The sequence below is a fragment of the Huaxiibacter chinensis genome, from assembly GCF_022171985.1.
Classification (GTDB): domain Bacteria; phylum Pseudomonadota; class Gammaproteobacteria; order Enterobacterales; family Enterobacteriaceae; genus Enterobacter; species Enterobacter chinensis_A.
Map to the genome: position 1 here is coordinate 644,716 of NZ_JAJVHF010000001.1, position 18,633 is coordinate 663,348.

Sequence of the window (18,633 nt, forward strand, 5' to 3'; positions counted from 1 at the left end):
CCATGAAAAAACTGTTTTTATGCGTAGCCCTGAGTCTGATATCGCAGGCGTATGCCGATGATATCCAGGTGCAGATGACCGGCAATATCTACGCCAATACCTGCATCGTCGACAGCGCCAGCAAAAACCTCACCGTCGATTTGGGCCAGGCGGCGTCCAGTCAGTTCAAAGATGTGGGGGATACCGGGGAGTGGAAGACCTTTTCCCTGACGGTGACGCATTGTCCGCGCACCGTCACGCTGGCGAATGCGTTCTTTTATGGCCAGGCAGACAGCGCGCACCCGACCAAATTTGCCAATACCGGCAGCGCGAAGGGCCTGGCGCTGGAGCTTGCCGATCGTCAGGACAATATTCTTATCGCCCCGCAGGCCAGCTTCAACGTGCTGGTGAACCAGAACGATCATACGGCCACCTTCCCGCTCTCGGCCCGCTATTACGCCACCTCAATGCCCATCAGCGCCGGGACATTCAGCAGCGTGGTGCAAGTGACATTTACTTACCAGTAGGACCGCGCCTCTTAGCATGGACGCTTTTTTTACGCCCGGCGGTTACCGTTGCCGGGCGTTTTTTTACCGCCGGCACGTCCGGTCTTTCTATCGGGAACACCGGTAACGCATTGAGTAAGCGTTGGCCGTAATTTTTGGTCAGTAGTCGTTTGTCGTAAATAACCACTTCGCCCCAGCAGCCGTGGCTACGAATCAGGCGCCCGACCTGTTGAATCAGATTAAACGAAGCCGCAGGCAGGCTTTGCACCTCGAACGGGTAACGATTCAGGCTCTTCAGCCACTCCCCTTCGGTGACCACTACCGGGCTGTCGATAGGCGGGAAAGCTATTTTGTGAATATGGACCTGGGTCAGGTAATCCCCTTTCAAATCCAGGCCTTCCGCAAAGGATTGCAGCCCCACCAGCACGCTACGTTCACCGTTATCAATGCGCTTGCGGTGCGTCTCCACCAGCCGGTAACGGGGTTGATCTCCCTGAACCAGCAGTAACAGTCGCAAATCCGTGACATAGGTTAAAAACAGCTGCATCGCGCGACCGCTGGCGAAGAGGACCAGCATGCCGGAATGTTTTTTGCTCTCGACCTGCTCACGGAAATAGGCAGCCATCTCCGCAATGTGCTGTTCTTCATGCTCCATCAGCGGCTCGTGCTGCATGTTGGGGATCACCAGTTTCCCCTGTTCACAGTGATTGAACGGTGAGTCCAGCGAAACGAAGCGGTCACCCGCCTTCTCTTTCAGGCCGCTCATCTCCTGCAAACGGGAGAAACTGTTCAGCGAGCGAAGCGTCGCCGAGGTCACCACCACGTGCGGCACGCTGCGCCAGATCAGTTTTTCAAGCTGATCGCTGACGCGGATGCCCACGCAGTGGAAGAAAAGATGAACCTGACCGTCTTTTACGTCCCGTGTCGCCCATTTGGTCACCGGCGCGCCGGAGGCCTGGGCCAGAGAAGCGAGCCGCCAGAGTTTGCTCTGGCTTTCAAACATGCTTAAGGCGCGGTTCATTTGCAGCAACACCCGATGCACGCGCACCACATCGTGGGTGCCGGTTTTTTCGCTCAGGTCGTTGAGAAACATCTCCGCCAGGCCGCGCAGCTTTTCGAGATGCTTTGCCAGCTGCTTGCAGATGTCCATGATCTCATCCGGCAGCTCTCCCATCGCAAAGCGGTGTTCTGCCTCCTGCGTCGGGGGCAGATAGAGATCGAGGATGGCGTTAAGAGAGGCAACGAGCGCATAGACTTCTTCGCAATGCTCGCTAAGGCGTTCCGGCACGGCCAGCGGCGGTGTCGTTTTGGGCCGAAACTGCTCCATGCAGGTGGCAATGAGTTTGCAAAAGAGATCGAGCTGCAGACGAAACCAGGGCGCGGTGATCTCCGCGCTCATTTCCAGCGCATCCCGCGCCACGTCCGGGAGGTGATGTCCCTCATCCAGCACCAGCAATAAATTTTTAGGCTCTGGCAGGACCGATTCGCTCTCCAGCGCCGCCATCACCAGGGCGTGATTCGCCACCACCACTTCGGCTTCCTGTATCTCCCGTCGGGCGACGAAGAAAGGGCATTCACGATAGTAGTGACAATTACGGTTCAGGCAGCTGGCTTTATCGGTACTCAGACGCCGCCACAAATCGTCACCGATCGGCTTATCGGTATGATCGCGCAGACCATCCCATTTGTAGCCGTCGAGGTCCACCTTCAGTGTGGCGCACAGCTCCTGCTCCGCTTTGTTGTTTGGCGTAAGATCGTCATCAAGAAACGCGAGCAGATCCTGCTGCGTCGCCTCGCTGCTGGCAAGACCGGCCAGGTTACGCGGGCAGACATAACGCCCACGGCCAAAGGCCGCGGTAAACCGCAGTTCAGGGATGATTTTGCGTAGCAGCGGTAAATCTTTACTGTAGATCTGATCCTGGAGCGCCACGTTAGCGGTGCTGATAACCAGCGTTTTTTGTTCTTCGCGGGCAATCGCAATGCCGGGTATCAGATACGAGAGGGTTTTCCCGACGCCGGTGGGGGCTTCAATCGCCAGATGCCGCCCTTCATCCCCGGCCAGCGTTTTCGCCACATCGGCAATCATCTGCCGTTGGGGCGCGCGGGGGATAAAGTCGGGGATCTGTTGTTGCAGCGCCTTATACCAGGCGGCAATTTGCGCTTTGAGCGCAGCGGTTAAAGCCATCGGGGAACCTGAAATACTGTATAAACAGCCACTATTGTGGCACTTAATTTTCTTTGCCGCAAAAAGAAAAACCCGGCTTTACGGCCGGGCTTCCAGATTACTGCATTACTGCGCGCTGGCAGGTTTACGCGGACGGCGTCGGCGTTGGCCTTCACCTGCGGGTTTGGCATCACCGCTGCGCCATGGGTTTTCCCCGGCGGGTTTCGCCTCGCCCGTACGACGCGGAGGTTTGCCCGATGTTTTAGGCGCGCCGCCGTCGGTACGACGGGGTTGCTGGCCACGGCCACCGGCGCCTTGTCCACGACCACCACCGCCGCCACGCTGCTGACGGCCGTTCTGGATAGGATCGGCTTTGATAGACTGGTCCACTTCGTAACCCGCAAGCGCAATGCGCGGGATCTCTTTCTTCAGCAGACGCTCAATGTCGTGCAACAGTTTGTGTTCATCAACGCACACCAGCGACAGGGCTTCACCCGTCGCCGCAGCACGACCAGTACGGCCGATACGGTGAACGTAATCTTCCGGCACGTTAGGCAACTCATAGTTCACCACGTGCGGCAGCTCTTCAATATCCAGACCTCGGGCGGCGATATCGGTCGCCACCAGCACACGAATGTCGCCGGATTTAAAGTCGGCTAAGGCGCGAGTACGCGCACCCTGGCTCTTGTTACCGTGGATAGCGGCGCTGCGAATACCGTCTTTGTTCAGCTGTTCCGCCAGATGGTTCGCGCCGTGTTTGGTACGGGTAAAGACCAGCACCTGTTGCCAGTTTCCTTCACCGATCATCTGGGACAGCAGTTCCCGCTTGCGTTTCTTATCCACGAAGTGCACGTGCTGCGTGACCTGCTCAGAGGCGGTGTTACGACGCGCGACTTCGATTTCCAGCGGGTTGTGGAGCAGCTTCTCTGCCAGACCTTTGATCTCATCTGAGAAGGTCGCGGAGAACAGCAGGTTCTGGCGGCGTGCAGGCAGTTTTGCCAGCACGCGACGAATGTCATGGATAAAGCCCATATCGAGCATGCGGTCTGCTTCATCCAGCACTAAGATCTCAACCTGGTCCAGCTTGACGGCATTCTGGTGTTCCAGATCCAGCAAACGGCCTGGCGTGGCGACTAAGACGTCGACGCCGCTGCGCAGTTTCATCATTTGCGGATTAATGCTCACGCCGCCAAACACCACCAGCGAACGGATATCAAGGTAACGGCTGTATTCACGCACGTTTTCGCCAATCTGGGCGGCCAGTTCGCGGGTAGGCGTCAGGATCAGGGCGCGCACCGGGCGGCGACCTTTCGCATGCGGCTCTTTCTGCACCAGACGCTGAAGGAGCGGCAAGGTGAAGCCTGCGGTTTTACCGGTGCCGGTCTGAGCACTCGCCATCAGGTCACGGCCTTCCAGCACCGCAGGGATCGCCTGCTGCTGAATAGGGGTAGGCTCGAGGTAGCCCTGCTCTGCGACGGCGCGCAGAATTTCCGGGTTCAGGCCAAGGGTATCAAAAGACATAAAAACTCCGAACCGCCCCGACCGTCACAGGTGTAGTTTTCAGGGAGATAAGACGAAAAGAGTAGGACAAAAACCACAATGTCACGAAGCTGCCGAGTGTAGCAGATTTTGTGACGTGGCGCATAAAATATCCCGTCAGGTGCTTTCGCCAAAATATTTTCCCGTCAGGAAGTGAGCCGCCGGAACTGGACAAGGCGAAAAAACAGTCATAATCTTAATCAATCGATTGACTAATTTTTTTAAACGCCATGAATACTATCCCGACGACCGTGAAAGGTGAACACGCCAAAAATCAGCTTATTGCCGCGGGACTCGCCCAGTTCGGGGAGTATGGTCTGCACGCCACCACCCGTGATATCGCGGCACAGGCGGGGCAGAACATTGCCGCCATCACCTACTATTTTGGCTCCAAGGAAGATTTGTATCTGGCCTGCGCCCAGTGGATCGCGGACTTTATAGGCGGACATTTTCGCACCCAGGTGGAATCGGCCACGGCGTTGCTTGCCCAGCCAGCCCCCGATCGCGCGGCGATCCGCACGCTGATTCTGGAGGCCTGCCACAATATGATTCGCCTGCTGACGCATGACGATACGCTGAATCTCAGCAAGTTTATCTCGAACAGCTTGCCCCCACGGCGGCCTATCAGCGGGTGCACGATCAGGTTATCGCCCCTATGCATACGCACCTGACCCGGTTGATCGCCGCTTACACCGGACGCGATGCCGACGATACCGACACTATTTTGCATACCCATGCCCTGCTGGGTGAAATCCTCGCCTTTCGACTGGGACGAGAAACCATCTTACTCCGCACGGGCTGGACTGCGTTTGATGAGGATAAAGCCGCGCAGATTAGTCGAATCATCACCTGTCATCTGGATTTCGTTCTGCAAGGTTTAACGCTAAGGAGCCTGGAGTCATGAAAAAACCTGTCGTCGCCATACTGGCGGTGGTTGTTTTAATTGCAGCTTGCGTCGGCGGCTGGCTGTGGTATCAGAGTCATCAGGATCGCGGGCTAACGCTGTATGGCAACGTCGATATTCGAACGGTCAACATGAGTTTCCGCGTGGGAGGACGCCTGGCATCGCTTACGGTGGATGAGGGCGATGCCATTAAAGCCGGGCAGGTGCTGGGAGTGCTGGATAAAGCCCCCTATGAAAATGCCCTGATGCAGGCGAAAGCCGGCGTTTCCGTAGCCCAGGCGCAGTATGACCTTGTGGTTGCGGGCTACCGTGATGAAGAAATTGCCCAGGCCGCCGCAGCAGTGAAACAGGCGAAAGCGGCCTATGACTACGCGCAGAACTTCTATGCCCGCCAGCAGGGGCTGTGGAAAAGCCGGACTATCTCAGCAAACGATCTGGAAAACGCCCGTTCGTCCCGCGATCAGGCGCAGGCAACCCTGAAATCGGCGCAGGACAAACTGAGCCAGTACCAGACGGGTAACCGTCCTCAGGATATCGCACAGGCGAAAGCGAGCCTTGAACAGGCACAGGCTCAGCTGGCGCAGGCGGAACTGGATCTGCGTGATACCACGCTGGTTGCGCCGTCCGACGGCACGCTGATGACCCGGGCCGTGGAGCCTGGCAGTATGCTTAATGCGGGCAGCACGGTGCTGACGCTCTCCCTCACCCGTCCGGTCTGGGTGCGCGCCTACATTGACGAACCCAATTTGCACCAGGCGCAGCCGGGTCGCGAACTGCTGCTGTACACCGATGGCCGTCCGGATAAACCTTATCATGGCAAGGTTGGCTTCGTTTCGCCTACGGCTGAATTCACCCCTAAAACCGTTGAGACGCCGGATCTGCGAACCGACCTCGTGTATCGCCTGCGCATAATTGTGACCGACGCCGACGATGCCTTACGCCAGGGGATGCCGGTTACCGTGGCCTTTGACGACGGGCAACGACATGAATGATGCGGTTATCCAGCTTCACGATCTGGTAAAACGCTTTTCGGGCATGGAGAAGCCCGCCGTGGCCCCGCTGAACTGTACCATCCACAAAGGCTACGTGACGGGCCTGGTCGGCCCGGATGGCGCAGGCAAAACCACGCTGATGCGTATGCTCGCCGGGCTGCTGAAACCGGACGGCGGAAGCGCGAGCGTGCTCGGTCTGGACCCGATTAAAGACGACAGCGCCCTGCACGCCATGCTGGGCTATATGCCGCAAAAATTCGGCTTATACGAAGATTTAACGGTCATGGAGAACCTTAACCTGTACGCCGATTTGCGCAGCGTAACGGGCGAAACCCGACAGCAAACCTTCGCGCGCCTGCTGGAATTCACCTCGCTTGGGCCTTTTACCGACCGTCTGGCAGGCAAGCTGTCGGGCGGGATGAAACAAAAGCTGGGGCTGGCCTGCACGCTGGTTGGTGAACCGAAGGTCCTGCTGCTTGATGAGCCGGGCGTGGGCGTCGACCCCATCTCCCGTCGTGAACTGTGGCAGATGGTGCATGAGCTGGCGGGCGACGGCATGCTGATCCTCTGGAGTACCTCTTACCTGGACGAAGCGGAACAGTGTCGGGATGTACTGTTAATGAATGAGGGCGAACTGCTTTATCAGGGCGAACCCACCCGGCTGACTCAGACCATGGCCGGACGCAGTCTTCTGCTCACCAGCCCGGACGAATCTAACCGTAAGCTGCTGCAACGGGTGCTGAAATTATCCCAGGTAAGCGATGGCATGATTCAGGGTCGCTCGATCCGCGTGATCCTTAAAAAAGAGGCGACTCAGGACGATATTCGCCGCGCCCCGGGCATGCCGCAGGTCGACATCATCGAGACGGCCCCCCGTTTTGAAGACGCCTTTATCGATCTGCTGGGCGGCGCGGGCACGTCGGAATCCCCGCTGGGGGCCATTCTGCATACCGTGGAAGGCAAGCCGGGGGAGACGGTCATTGAGGCGAAATCGCTGACCAGGAAATTCGGTGACTTTGTGGCAACGGATAACGTCGACTTTGCGGTGAAGCGCGGCGAGATCTTTGGCCTGCTTGGCCCGAACGGGGCCGGAAAATCGACCACCTTCAAGATGATGTGTGGCCTTCTGGTTCCCACCTCGGGCAGCGCGCTGGTGCTGAACATGGACCTTAAAGTGAGTTCCGGGAAGGCGCGCCAGCATCTGGGCTATATGGCGCAAAAATTTTCGCTGTACGGGAATCTCACCGTGGAGCAGAACCTGCGCTTTTTCTCTGGCGTGTACGGTCTGCGTGGTCAGGCGCAGCGTGAAAAAATCGGCCGCATGAGCGAAGCCTTTGGCCTGACGCCTATCGCCTCGCACGCCACGGATGAACTTCCGCTGGGCTTTAAGCAGCGTCTGGCGCTGGCCTGCTCGCTGATGCATGAACCCGATATTCTGTTTCTTGATGAACCCACCTCCGGCGTTGACCCCCTCACCCGCCGGGAATTCTGGCTGCATATCAACAGCATGGTGGAGAAAGGCGTGACGGTGATGGTGACCACCCACTTTATGGATGAAGCGGAATACTGCGACCGCATAGGGCTGGTCTATCGTGGAAAGCTTATCGCCCACGGAACGCCGGACGATTTAAAAGCGCAGGCCGCCAATGAGGAACAGCCCGATCCCACGATGGAGCAGGCGTTCATTACCCTGATTAACACCTGGGATAAGGAGCATGCTGATGCACATTAAGGCGCTCTCCTGGCGCCGCGTGCGCGCCCTTTGCGTGAAAGAGACGCGGCAGATTGTCCGCGATCCGAGTAGCTGGCTGATTGCGGTGGTCATCCCTCTGCTTTTGCTGTTCATTTTTGGGTATGGCATTAACCTCGACTCCAGCAAACTGCGCGTCGGCATTTTACTGGAACAGCAGAGCGAAGAAGCGCTCGACTTTACCCATGCCATGACCGGTTCGCCCTACATAGACGCCACCATCAGCGATGACCGTCAGGCGTTGATCCAGAAGATGCAAGCCGGAAAGATCCGCGGAATGGTGGTTATCCCGGTGGATTTCGCGGCGAATATGGCCCGTCCGCAAACCGAAGCGCCCATCCAGGTGATCACGGACGGCAGCGAGCCGAACACAGCCAACTTTGTACAGGGATATGTCGAAGGGATCTGGCAGCTATGGCAAATGCAGCGCGCCGAGGATCGGGGCGAAACCTTTACCCCTTTAATTGACGTGCAAACGCGTTACTGGTTTAACCCGGCTGCGATCAGCCAGCATTTTATTATACCCGGCGCGGTAACCATCATCATGACGGTGATCGGCGCGATCCTGACCTCGCTGGTGATCGCCCGCGAGTGGGAGCGCGGCACCATGGAGGCCCTGCTCTCCACCGAGGTCACCCGCGTGGAGTTACTGCTGTGCAAACTGATCCCCTATTACTTCCTCGGGATGCTGGCGATGCTGCTGTGTATGCTGGTGTCGGTGTTTATTCTGGGGGTGCCTTATCGCGGCTCCTTGCTGCTTCTCTTCCTGATTACCAGCCTGTTTTTACTCAGCACGCTGGGAATGGGATTACTGATCTCGACCATCACCCGCAACCAGTTTAATGCGGCACAGGTAGCGCTGAATGCGGCTTTCCTGCCGTCGATTATGCTATCTGGCTTTATCTTCCAGATAGACAGTATGCCGGCCGTTATCCGTGCGGTGACGTACATTATTCCGGCCCGCTATTTTGTCAGTACGCTGCAAAGCCTGTTTCTGGCAGGCAATATTCCGGTTGTCCTGATCGTGAATATTTTGTTCCTGATGGCGTCGGCGGTGATGTTTATCGGCCTGACCTGGATGAAAACCAAAAGGCGGCTGGATTAAGGAGAGGGTATGTTTTATCGCTTATGGACATTGATTCGTAAAGAGCTGCAGTCGCTGCTGCGCGAGCCGCAGACCCGCGCCATCCTGATTTTACCGGTGCTGATCCAGGTGCTGCTCTTTCCGTTTGCCGCCACGCTGGAGGTGACCAACGCCACCATCGCTATTTACAACGAAGATAATGGCAAACATTCGGTCGAGTTGACCCAGCGTTTTGCCCGCGCCAAAGCTTTTACCCATGTGTTGCTGCTGAAAAGCCCGCAGGAGATTCAGCCCACCATTGATACGCAGAAAGCGCTGCTGCTGGTGCGCTTCCCTGCCGACTTCTCGCGAAACCTGGATACCGCCCGCACCGCGCCCATGCAGCTTATTCTGGATGGGCGTAACTCCAACAGCGCGCAGATTGCGGCGAACTACTTACAACAGGTCGTGAAGGATTATCAGCAGGAGCTGATTCAGGGCCAGCCAAAACCGAACAACAGCATGCTGGTGGTGCGCAACTGGTACAACCCGAATCTGGACTACAAATGGTTCGTGGTGCCTTCGCTTATCGCCATGATCACCACCATTGGGGTGATGATTGTCACCTCCCTGTCGGTGGCCCGTGAACGGGAACAGGGAACGCTGGATCAGCTGTTAGTCTCGCCGCTGGCGACCTGGCAGATTTTCGTCGGTAAAGCCGTGCCCGCACTTATTGTGGCGACGTTCCAGGCCACCCTGGTTCTGGGGATTGGCATCTGGGCTTACCACATTCCGTTTGCCGGATCGCTGGTGCTGTTCTACTTCACCATGGTGATATACGGGCTGTCGCTGGTCGGATTCGGCCTGCTGATTTCGGCCCTGTGCTCAACGCAGCAGCAGGCGTTCATTGGGGTGTTTGTCTTTATGATGCCGGCGATTTTACTCTCCGGCTATGTGTCGCCGGTGGAGAATATGCCCGTCTGGTTGCAGAATCTGACCTGGGTGAATCCGATACGGCACTTCACCGATATCACCAAGCAAATTTATCTGAAGGATGCGAGTCTGGATATTGTCTGGGGAAGTTTGTGGCCGCTACTGGTGATAGCGGCCACGACAGGGTCAGTGGCGTACGCGATGTTTAGACGCAATATTGCGTAGCTTTTTCTCTTTGGTCAGTAATGAGACCACCGCTGGCCCTGCAAGGATGGCCAGACCCGCCAGGGCCAGCAAAATGTTGTTTTGTAATACACGCGACAGCAACCACAGCACAATCATGGCCGCCCCAAAGTACCAGGTGGTGGTCAGCTCTTCGAGCACGTCACCCACCTCACGCCAGCGTTCCTCATGGTGACGCTGCAAAAAGAGCATCGACAGTACGGTGACACCGTACAGGACGCATAAACCCAGACCGACACGCACCAGCGCCCCGCTCATCCAGCCCATCACCAGTATGGCCACGACCAGTAAATGCAACATAATCTGCCAGCAACTTAAACCGGTTGCGACACGAACACGTTGTTGCCACTTCATGGCTTCTCTCCTGAAGGATATTTCTCTGCTAGTTCAGACTACCGCACTTTACGGAAAATTCCGTAACACCGCACCTTTTTGTGACGACGACTACACTTTATTTTCATCAGGATAGTGATGCGGGAAGGAACTTATGACTCAAAAAAATCGGCATTTCTCGCTTAAAGTGCTGACCATTAACACACACAAAGGCTTTACGGCGTTTAATCGCCGCTTCATTTTACCCGAATTGCGTGACGCGGTACGCACCGTCAGCGCGGATATCGTCTGCCTGCAAGAGGTGATGGGCGCCCACGAAGTGCATCCGATGCATGTTGAAAACTGGCCCGATCAGACGCATTACGAATTTCTGGCCGATACCATGTGGAGCGACTACGCCTACGGGCGCAATGCCGTCTATCCGGAAGGACATCATGGCAACGCGGTGCTGTCGCGCTTCCCTATTGAACATTATGAGAACCATGATGTATCTGTCGGGGAGAGCGAAAAGCGCGGGCTGCTTTACTGTCGCGTCCGCCCGTCCGATCTGGCCTTCCCGATACACATCGGCTGCGTTCACCTGGGCCTGCGTGAAGCGCATCGCGAGGCCCAGCTGCATATGATGGCAAACTGGGCGAACGCCTTGCCAGAGGGTGAACCGGTGGTGCTGGCCGGGGATTTTAACGACTGGCGGCAACGTGCCAACCACACGCTAAAATCCCAGGCAGGCTTAGAGGAAATTTTCACACGCGCCCACGGCAGGCCAGCGCGCACCTTTCCGGTGAGCCTCCCCCTGCTTCGCCTTGATCGCATTTATGTGAAAAACGCACACGCCAGCAGCCCCACGGCGCTGGCGCTGCGTAACTGGCGCCATTTGTCTGACCATGCCCCGTTAAGTGCGGAGATTCACTTATGAAATGTTCATGGCAAGAAGGGAATCGAATAACGCTGCTGGAAAACGGCGATAACTTTTACCCGGCCGTGTTTGCCGCCATCGACCGTGCGCAAAGCAGAATCATCCTCGAAACGTTTATCTGGTTTGAGGATGACGTCGGCAAAAAACTGCATGCAACGCTGCTGCGCGCCGCCCAGCGTGGCGTCAAAATTGAAGCGTTGCTCGATGGCTATGGCTCGCCGGATCTTAGCGATGATTTTGTCAACGAGCTGACCGCAGCAGGGGTGGTATTCCGTTATTACGATCCGCGTCCGCGTCTGATGGGAATGCGGACTAACGTGTTTCGTCGGATGCACCGAAAAATCGTGGTGATCGACGATACGATTGCGTTTGTCGGGGGGATTAACTATTCCGCTGAGCATATGTCCGACTACGGTCCCGAGGCCAAACAGGATTATGCCGTTCAGGTTGAAGGCCCGGTGGTGCTGGACATTCTCCAGTTTGAACTGGAAAACCTGCCGGGCCATGCTTCGGCGCGTCGCTGGTGGAAACGCCGCCACCGTCCGGAGGAGAACCGTAAGCCCGGCGAAGCGCAGGCACTGTTTGTCTGGCGTGACAACGAAGAGCACCGGGATGATATTGAACGCCACTATCTTAAGATGCTGGCGAATGCGAAGCGCGAAGTGATTATCGCTAACGCCTATTTCTTCCCGGGGTATCGATTGTTGCATGCCATGCGCAACGCCGCACGTCGCGGCGTGCGGGTGAAGCTGATTGTTCAGGGAGAGCCGGACATGCCGATTGTCACCGTCGGGGCCCGCCTGCTGTACGATTATCTGGTCAAAGGCGGTGTGCAAATCTACGAATACCGGCGTCGGCCGCTGCACGGCAAAGTGGCGCTGATGGACGATCACTGGACCACGGTCGGCTCAAGTAACCTGGATCCGCTGAGTCTGTCGCTGAATCTGGAGGCCAATCTGATCATCCATGACCGCGCATTTAACCAGACGTTACGCGACAATCTGAACACCATCATCGCCAATGACTGCGTGCGTGTGGATGACTCGATGGTCCCTAAACGTACCTGGTGGAATCTGGGTAAAAGTATTGTGGTATTCCATTTCCTGCGTCACTTCCCCGCTCTGGTCGGCTGGTTGCCGGCCCATACGCCGAAACTGGCGCAGGTGCCTGCCCCGGTGCAGCCCGAGATGGAGACCCAGGATCGCGTTGAGGCCGGAAGCACAGGAGCAAAACCCTGATGAGTCATTCACATCCGCGCTGGCGGTTGATTAAAAAAATCCTCACCTGGGTCTTTTTCATTGCGGTCGCCGTGCTGTTGGTGGTTTACGCACAGAAAATTGACTGGGAAGAGGTATGGAAAGTTATCCGCAACTATGACCGTCTTGCGCTCCTGAGCGCGGTCGGGCTGGTGGTTCTGAGCTATCTCATTTATGGCTGTTATGATTTGCTGGGTCGGGCCTATTGCGGACATAAGCTGGCGAAACGCCAGGTGATGCTGGTGTCGTTTATTTGCTACGCCTTCAACCTGACGCTCAGTACCTGGGTTGGCGGCATTGGCATGCGTTACAGACTGTATTCCCGTCTTGGGTTGCCGGGCAGTACCATTACGCGCATTTTTTCACTCAGTATCACCACGAACTGGCTGGGTTATATCCTGCTGGGCGGGGTGATTTTCACCCTCGGCGTGGTGCAGTTACCGGCACACTGGTATATCGATGAGTCCACGCTGCGCATACTGGGGATTGTTCTGCTGCTGATGATTGCAGCCTATCTCTGGGCGTGCGCCTTTGCCAAACGTCGTCATATGACGATCAAAGGGCAAAAGCTGGTATTGCCGACGTGGAAGTTTGCTCTGCTTCAGATGGCGATTTCGAGCGCTAACTGGATGGTAATGGGGGCAATAGTCTGGCTGTTGATTGGCGAGGATGTGAATTATTTCTTCGTGCTGGGCGTACTGCTGGTGAGCAGTATTGTCGGGGTAATTGTTCATATTCCTGCGGGGATTGGGGTGCTGGAAGCGGTGTTTATCGCGCTGCTTGCGGGTGAGCATGTTTCCCAGGGGACGATTATCGCCGCCCTGCTTGCCTATCGCATGCTGTACTACTTCCTGCCTCTGGCGCTGGCGACGGTGGGCTATCTGATTCTGGAAAGTCGGGCGAAGAAGCTGCGGGCGAAAAATGAAAAGGTGCTGGCGAAATAGTTGGCCTGGGTGCGGTTTGATGCCCTCACCCTAACCCTCTCCCACGGGGAGAGGGAACTGGATGGGTGCGGTTTGATGCCCTTATCCTGACCCTCTCCTACGGTGAGAGGGAACTGGATGGGTGCGGTCTGCTGCCCTCACCCTAACCCTCTCCCACGGGGAGAGGGAACTGGATGGGTGCGGTCTGCTGCCCTCACCCTAACCCTCTCCCACGGGGAGAGGGAACTGGTTGGGTGCGTTCTGATGCGTTTACCCGTCAAAACAGGCTTAACGGCGGTTACCCATAATGCGTAACAGCATCAGGAACAGGTTGATGAAGTCCAGATACAGCGTTAACGCACCAAGAATGGAGTATTTACGCAGCGTGGACGTATCACTCACGTCAATCTGCTCGCCAATGTTTTTCAGCTTTTGTGTGTCATAAGCCGTCAAACCCACGAAGACAATCACCCCGATATAGGTCACGGCCCACATCAGCGCTTCGCTCTTCAGCCACATGTTCACCAGCGACGCCAGCACGATACCAATAAGCGCCATAAACAGCATGCTGCCCATACCGCTCAGGTCACGTTTCGTGGTGTAGCCGTACAAACTCATCGCCCCAAACATCCCACCGGCGACCACAAAGGTGCTGGCGATTGACGAGTAGGTATAGACGATGAAAATGCTGGATAGCGTCAGTCCGGTGAGCGCCGAGTAGAGCATAAAGAGCGTTGTCGCCATCCCTGCACTCAGCTTATGTACCAGGCCTGAGAGCACAAATACCAGCGCCAGCTGCGCAATAATCAGCCCGAAGAAGGTGATTTTGCTGGAAAAGATAAACATCATCAGGTCAGGCGTGTTCGCCGCATACCAGGCAATAAACGCGGTAAGCAGCAGGCCCACCGTCATCCAGCCATACACCTGAGCCATATAGGTCTGCAATCCGCTACGGGATTGCACGATAGAATCGGAACGCGGAAATCGGTCCATGATAACTCCTGAGTTAAGGGGGAATACCCTGTAAGATTAACACATTCCCGCCAGAACGATTACCAGCGTTGGGCGGCCTCTTTGTCGCTATCCCGCGACTCAACCCAGCGTTCACCTTCCGGCGTCGCTTCACGTTTCCAGAACGGTGCGCGGGTCTTGAGATAATCCATAATAAATTCACCGGCATCGAAGGCACTGCCGCGATGGGCACTGGTCACGCCGACAAACACGATCTCTTCCCCTGGCCACATCTCACCGATGCGGTGAATGACCGTGACGCGGCCCAGCGGCCAGCGGCCACGCGCCTCCTCCACAATCTGCGCAAGCGAACGTTCGGTCATACCGGGATAATGCTCCAGGGTTAACGCTTTGACGCTCTCCCCCAGATTGTGATTACGGACTTTGCCGGTAAACGTCACCACGGCACCGTCTTCATCACGCTCGGCAAGCCAGGTGTATTCGCTCCCGACGTTGAAACGTTCAGGTCCGACGACAATACGCGTCTCAGCCATGCTTAACCCCCTGTTACCGGTGGGAAAAAGGCCACTTCGTCACCCGCTTTTACCGGATGCTCAAAGTCGACCAGCGTCTGGTTGACGGCGGCCAGTAACTTGCCCTCCTCCAGGGCGAGCGCCCAGCGATCGTTTTGTGCGGCCAGATGCGCACGCAGCGCTTCTACGTTGTCAAACGCACCGTCCAGAGTCAGGCTGTCAGTGCTGACCAGTTCGCGCACCTGGGCAAAGAAGAGCACTTTAATCATGACTGTCCGCCTTAAAATCGCCCGATTTACCGCCGCTTTTCGTCAGCAGACGAACCGGACCAATCACCATATCTTTCTGCACGGCTTTACACATGTCATAAATGGTCAGCGCCGCCACGGACGCCGCGGTGAGGGCTTCCATCTCGACGCCCGTCTTGCCGGTTAAACGACACAGCGCTTCAACGCGCACCCGGTGGTGTTCCGGCTGCGCCTGCAAATTCACCTCCACTTTACTGAGCATCAGCGGATGGCACAGCGGGATGAGATCCCACGTCCGTTTGGCCGCCTGAATCCCGGCAATTCGCGCGGTGGCAAAGACGTCGCCCTTGTGATGGCTGCCGTCGATAATCATCGCCAGCGTTTCAGCTTGCATGGTGATAAAGGCCTCGGCACGGGCTTCACGCACCGTTTCGGCCTTGGTGGAAACGTCCACCATATGGGCTTCGCCCGCAGCGTTAATATGAGTCAGTTGTGACATAGCTTATTTCTTTAAATGGGGATGAAAGTTACACGGGCGGGTACGGGCATCAAGCTGCGGGGCAATAATGTTTTCCCACGCTGTCCGGCAGGCTTTGGTCGAGCCGGGCATGGCAAATATCAGCGTCTTGTTTGCCAGACCGGCAACGGCGCGCGACTGCAGCGTTGAGGTGCCAATCTCTTCAAAGGAGAGCATACGGAACACTTCACCGAACCCTTCGACTTCACGGTCAAACAGCGGCAGCAGCGCTTCCGGAACCTGATCGCCTGCGGTAAAACCGGTGCCGCCGGTAATCAGCACGACCTGCACCTCTTCGCTGGCAATCCACTGCGAAACCTGCGCGCGGATGGCGTAGCGGTTCTCCTTCACAATGGCCTTATCGACGACCTGATGCCCTGCTTCATGCGCGGCGTCGCGCAGCCAGTGGCCCGAGGTATCATCCTCTTCACCACGGCGTTCAGAAACGGTAAGAATAGCAATTCGTGCCGGAATAAAGTCTGCACTGACCTGACTCATCTTATGATTCCTTCTTAAGCCTGATTACCCGCCGATATAGGACAGGTTTTGAGTAATGCCGGTGTTGCCCTGATGCAGGAAGTGGGTCTGTTTTTTATGCATCAATGCCGCGGAGATCCGCGCTTCGAGGGCGTTTTGTTGAGCATCATCTTCCAGCAGATCGCGCAGATCCACGCCGCCGTCGCCAAACAAGCACAGGTGCAGCTTGCCAACGGAGGAGACGCGCAGGCGGTTACAGCTGGCGCAGAAGTCTTTTTCATAGGGCATGATAAGCCCAATTTCCCCTTCATAATCGGGGTGACAAAAGACCTGGGCCGGGCCATCGCTGCGTTGGCTAATTTGGTGGATCCAGCCGCGTCTCAGGAGCGCGTCGCGCAGGACCATGCCGGAAATATGATGGCGGCGGAACAGGTCACTGCCCTCGCCCGTTTCCATCAGCTCAATAAACCGTAATTGAATGCGTCGTGGCTTTATCCACGCCAGGAAGGTGTCCAGCTGATGATGGTTCACATCGCGCATCAGTACCGTATTGACTTTCACCTTCCCGAAACCCGCGGTGAAGGCGGCATCAATCCCGTCCATCACCTGCTGGAATTTATCCTGCCCGGTGATGGCGTGAAACTGACGCGCATCGAGGCTGTCGACGCTGACGTTAATCGCCGTCAGCCCTGCCTCGCGCCAGGTCGCAACATCACGCGCCATGCGGTAGCCATTGGTGGTCACCGCAATCTGACGAATGCTGTCGTTTTCACGGATGGCGGCAATGATGTCAGGGAAATCGCGACGCAGAGAGGGTTCTCCGCCGGTCAGACGGACCTTTTCGGTGCCGAGTTCAGAAAAAGCTCGCGTGACGCGACGCACCTCTTCCACGGAGAGAAATCCGTTATTGGTGACGCTGCCAGGTTTATAACCATTGGGCAGGCAGTAGGTGCAACGGAAGTTGCACACATCGGTAATCGACAGACGTAAGTAGTAAAACTTACGCGCGAAAGCATCGGTAAGTTGTGAAGCCATGTACACCTTTCCAGATAAGGGAGGCACAGTCATTTCTTCCTGTACCCTGGTGGCGTTTACCGCCACGGCCGGGGCGCCATATCATGTGACACAGGCGCCAGGGCTAGAGTGTATGTTTTCTAAAAAAGAAAACGTGGTAATGCCGATAGTAGCGCGGAAAGAGCAGCTTCGCCATTCCCTCCTTTCGCTATATAATCACGTACATAGCGATCCTTTCGTGCATTTTCGCTACAGAATACGCCTGTATCAATGTTTCGCATTGATATACGTCATTTTGAGTCGGGTCGGGCATCGTCTTTTAGAGGTAGTTAGGTTACTGTTAGCCGATCAAAGAGGATAAGGAATCTGTATGCGCAATCGCACTTTTGCGGATCTTGACCGTGTGGTCGCTCTCGGGGGAGGGCACGGCCTGGGACGCGTCATGTCGTCGCTCTCGTCACTCGGCTCAAGGCTGACCGGAATTGTGACCACCACTGACAATGGGGGCTCAACCGGACGCATCCGCCGCGCCGAAGGCGGCATTGCCTGGGGCGATATGCGTAACTGTCTGAATCAGTTAATTACTGAGCAAAGCGTCGCCTCCGCGATGTTTGAGTATCGTTTTGGCGGCAATGGAGAGCTTTCTGGCCATAACCTTGGCAATTTAATGTTAAAGGCTCTGGATCACCTCAGCGTAAGGCCGCTGGAAGCGATCAACTTAATCCGTAATTTGCTCAAGGTTGACGCGTTTTTGATTCCGATGTCGGAACATCCCGTTGACCTGATGGCAATCGATGCGGAAGGCCATGAAGTGTATGGCGAAGTGAATATCGATCAGCTGGTCATCCCCCCGAAAGAGTTGCTCACCTATCCGAGCGTGCCCGCCACGCGGGAAGCGGTGGAGGCGATTAGCGAAGCGGATTTGATTCTGATTGGGCCGGGCAGTTTTTATACCAGCCTGATGCCTATATTACTGGTGAAGGAGCTGGCGCAAGCGCTACGCAGGACGCCTGCACCGATGGTGTACATAGGCAATCTGGGACGCGAATTAAGCCCGGCCGCTGCCAGCCTGTCGCTGGCCGATAAGCTGGGGTTGATGGAGCACTACGTCGGCAAGAAAATCATCGATGGCGTGGTGGTGGGCCCGAAGGTGGATGTCACCGGCATGGAGGGGCGCGTGGTGGTTCAGGAGCCTCTGGAAGCGAGCGATATTCAGTATCGCCATGACCGACACCTGCTTCGTAAGGCGCTGGAGAAAGCGATTCAGGCGCTGGGGTAGGTCCTCTGCGGTTTGATGCCCTCACCCCCGCCCTCTCCCACGGGAGAGGGAGCTTAGCCTCTGCGGCCTGATGCCCTCACCCCGGCACTTTCCCACGGGTGAGGGAGCTTAAG

Annotated in this window: 18 protein-coding genes, 1 pseudogene and 1 riboswitch; of the genes and pseudogenes, 10 read left to right on the forward strand and 9 right to left on the reverse strand. The window is 56.5% G+C overall.

All coding sequences use genetic code 11. From position 1 onward, the window contains the following. Positions 1–2: 2 nt before the first annotated feature. The gene (locus LZP96_RS03145) at positions 3–506 is read left to right on the forward strand and encodes a fimbrial protein (protein WP_064328089.1); all 504 of its coding nucleotides are present in this window, start codon (positions 3–5) and stop codon (positions 504–506) included. On the opposite strand, the gene dinG is transcribed toward LZP96_RS03145, so the two are convergent. Together dinG and rhlE are read right to left on the reverse strand one after the other, a co-directional pair. Then, the gene (dinG, locus tag LZP96_RS03150; protein ID WP_064325417.1) at positions 493–2,670 is read right to left on the reverse strand and encodes an ATP-dependent DNA helicase DinG; all 2,178 of its coding nucleotides are present in this window, start codon (positions 2,668–2,670) and stop codon (positions 493–495) included. The genes LZP96_RS03145 and dinG overlap by 14 nt on opposite strands. A 105-nt stretch (positions 2,671–2,775) precedes the next feature. Then, a complete protein-coding gene (rhlE, locus tag LZP96_RS03155; protein WP_064325416.1) occupies positions 2,776–4,170 on the reverse strand; it encodes an ATP-dependent RNA helicase RhlE in 1,395 nt (464 codons plus the stop codon). A gap of 248 nt (positions 4,171–4,418) precedes the next feature. On the opposite strand from rhlE, the pseudogene cecR reads away from it, so the two are divergent. The 5 genes and pseudogenes from cecR (at position 4,419) to LZP96_RS03180 (ending at position 10,055) form a co-directional block, all read left to right on the forward strand. Beyond that, positions 4,419–5,092: pseudogene (cecR, locus tag LZP96_RS03160) on the forward strand (transcriptional regulator CecR). After that, a complete protein-coding gene (gene hlyD / locus LZP96_RS03165; protein WP_064325414.1) occupies positions 5,089–6,084 on the forward strand; it encodes a secretion protein HlyD in 996 nt (331 codons plus the stop codon). The pseudogene cecR and the gene hlyD overlap by 4 nt, the downstream one beginning before the upstream one ends. After that, positions 6,077–7,816 carry an ATP-binding cassette domain-containing protein gene (locus LZP96_RS03170; protein WP_258925687.1) on the forward strand — a complete coding sequence of 580 codons (1,740 nt, stop codon included), beginning with the start codon at positions 6,077–6,079 and terminating at the stop codon, positions 7,814–7,816. The genes hlyD and LZP96_RS03170 overlap by 8 nt, the downstream gene beginning before the upstream one ends. Continuing rightward, positions 7,806–8,939 (forward strand): ABC transporter permease, encoded by a 1,134-nt coding sequence (locus LZP96_RS03175; RefSeq protein ID WP_064325412.1) that lies wholly within the window; start codon positions 7,806–7,808, stop codon positions 8,937–8,939. Before LZP96_RS03170 ends, LZP96_RS03175 begins: the two co-directional genes overlap by 11 nt. 9 nt (positions 8,940–8,948) lie before the next feature. Further along, positions 8,949–10,055: an ABC transporter permease gene (locus LZP96_RS03180; protein ID WP_258925688.1), complete on the forward strand. Its 1,107-nt coding sequence runs from the start codon at positions 8,949–8,951 to the stop codon at positions 10,053–10,055. Here LZP96_RS03180 and LZP96_RS03185 read toward each other — a convergent pair. Next, entirely contained in the window at positions 10,017–10,427 is a 411-nt protein-coding gene (locus LZP96_RS03185) for a YbhQ family protein (protein WP_064325410.1), read from the reverse strand. The genes LZP96_RS03180 and LZP96_RS03185 overlap by 39 nt on opposite strands. 133 nt (positions 10,428–10,560) lie before the next feature. Here LZP96_RS03185 and LZP96_RS03190 point away from each other — a divergent pair, with 133 nt between their 5' ends. The 3 genes from LZP96_RS03190 to LZP96_RS03200 are packed head-to-tail and all read left to right on the forward strand — an operon-like array spanning position 10,561 to position 13,522. Continuing rightward, on the forward strand, positions 10,561–11,322 hold the full coding sequence (locus LZP96_RS03190; RefSeq protein WP_258925689.1) for an endonuclease/exonuclease/phosphatase family protein: 762 nt from the start codon (positions 10,561–10,563) through the stop codon (positions 11,320–11,322). Further along, positions 11,319–12,560, forward strand: coding sequence for a cardiolipin synthase ClsB (clsB, locus tag LZP96_RS03195; RefSeq protein WP_064325408.1), 1,242 nt, complete (start codon positions 11,319–11,321; stop codon positions 12,558–12,560). Before LZP96_RS03190 ends, clsB begins: the two co-directional genes overlap by 4 nt. Beyond that, positions 12,560–13,522 (forward strand): lysylphosphatidylglycerol synthase domain-containing protein, encoded by a 963-nt coding sequence (locus tag LZP96_RS03200; RefSeq protein WP_064325407.1) that lies wholly within the window; start codon positions 12,560–12,562, stop codon positions 13,520–13,522. The genes clsB and LZP96_RS03200 overlap by 1 nt, the downstream gene beginning before the upstream one ends. Positions 13,523–13,789: 267 nt before the next feature. On the opposite strand, the gene LZP96_RS03205 is transcribed toward LZP96_RS03200, so the two are convergent. The 6 genes from LZP96_RS03205 to moaA all read right to left on the reverse strand — a co-directional run bounded on the left by LZP96_RS03205 (position 13,790) and on the right by moaA (position 17,262). Continuing rightward, a complete protein-coding gene (locus tag LZP96_RS03205) occupies positions 13,790–14,494 on the reverse strand; it encodes a Bax inhibitor-1/YccA family protein (RefSeq protein ID WP_064325406.1) in 705 nt (234 codons plus the stop codon). Between the two features lie 59 nt (positions 14,495–14,553). Further along, on the reverse strand, positions 14,554–15,006 hold the full coding sequence (gene moaE / locus LZP96_RS03210; protein WP_064325405.1) for a molybdopterin synthase catalytic subunit MoaE: 453 nt from the start codon (positions 15,004–15,006) through the stop codon (positions 14,554–14,556). A 2-nt stretch (positions 15,007–15,008) separates the two neighbouring features. Further along, positions 15,009–15,254 carry a molybdopterin synthase sulfur carrier subunit gene (moaD, locus tag LZP96_RS03215; RefSeq protein WP_064325404.1) on the reverse strand — a complete coding sequence of 82 codons (246 nt, stop codon included), beginning with the start codon at positions 15,252–15,254 and terminating at the stop codon, positions 15,009–15,011. Beyond that, positions 15,247–15,732, reverse strand: a complete 486-nt coding sequence (gene moaC, locus LZP96_RS03220) for a cyclic pyranopterin monophosphate synthase MoaC (protein WP_064325403.1) — start codon at positions 15,730–15,732, stop codon at positions 15,247–15,249. Before moaC ends, moaD begins: the two co-directional genes overlap by 8 nt. 3 nt (positions 15,733–15,735) lie before the next feature. Then, complete coding sequence (gene moaB, locus LZP96_RS03225) at positions 15,736–16,248, reverse strand: molybdenum cofactor biosynthesis protein B (RefSeq protein WP_064325402.1); 513 nt, start codon at positions 16,246–16,248, stop codon at positions 15,736–15,738. A gap of 24 nt (positions 16,249–16,272) precedes the next feature. Continuing rightward, positions 16,273–17,262, reverse strand: a complete 990-nt coding sequence (moaA, locus tag LZP96_RS03230) for a GTP 3',8-cyclase MoaA (protein WP_064325401.1) — start codon at positions 17,260–17,262, stop codon at positions 16,273–16,275. Beyond that, positions 17,250–17,385, reverse strand: a riboswitch (molybdenum cofactor riboswitch). It overlaps the preceding gene by 13 nt. A gap of 226 nt (positions 17,386–17,611) precedes the next feature. On the opposite strand from moaA, the gene yvcK reads away from it, so the two are divergent. Continuing rightward, positions 17,612–18,520 carry a uridine diphosphate-N-acetylglucosamine-binding protein YvcK gene (gene yvcK, locus LZP96_RS03235; RefSeq protein WP_064325400.1) on the forward strand — a complete coding sequence of 303 codons (909 nt, stop codon included), beginning with the start codon at positions 17,612–17,614 and terminating at the stop codon, positions 18,518–18,520. The last annotated feature ends 113 nt before the right edge of the window (positions 18,521–18,633 follow it).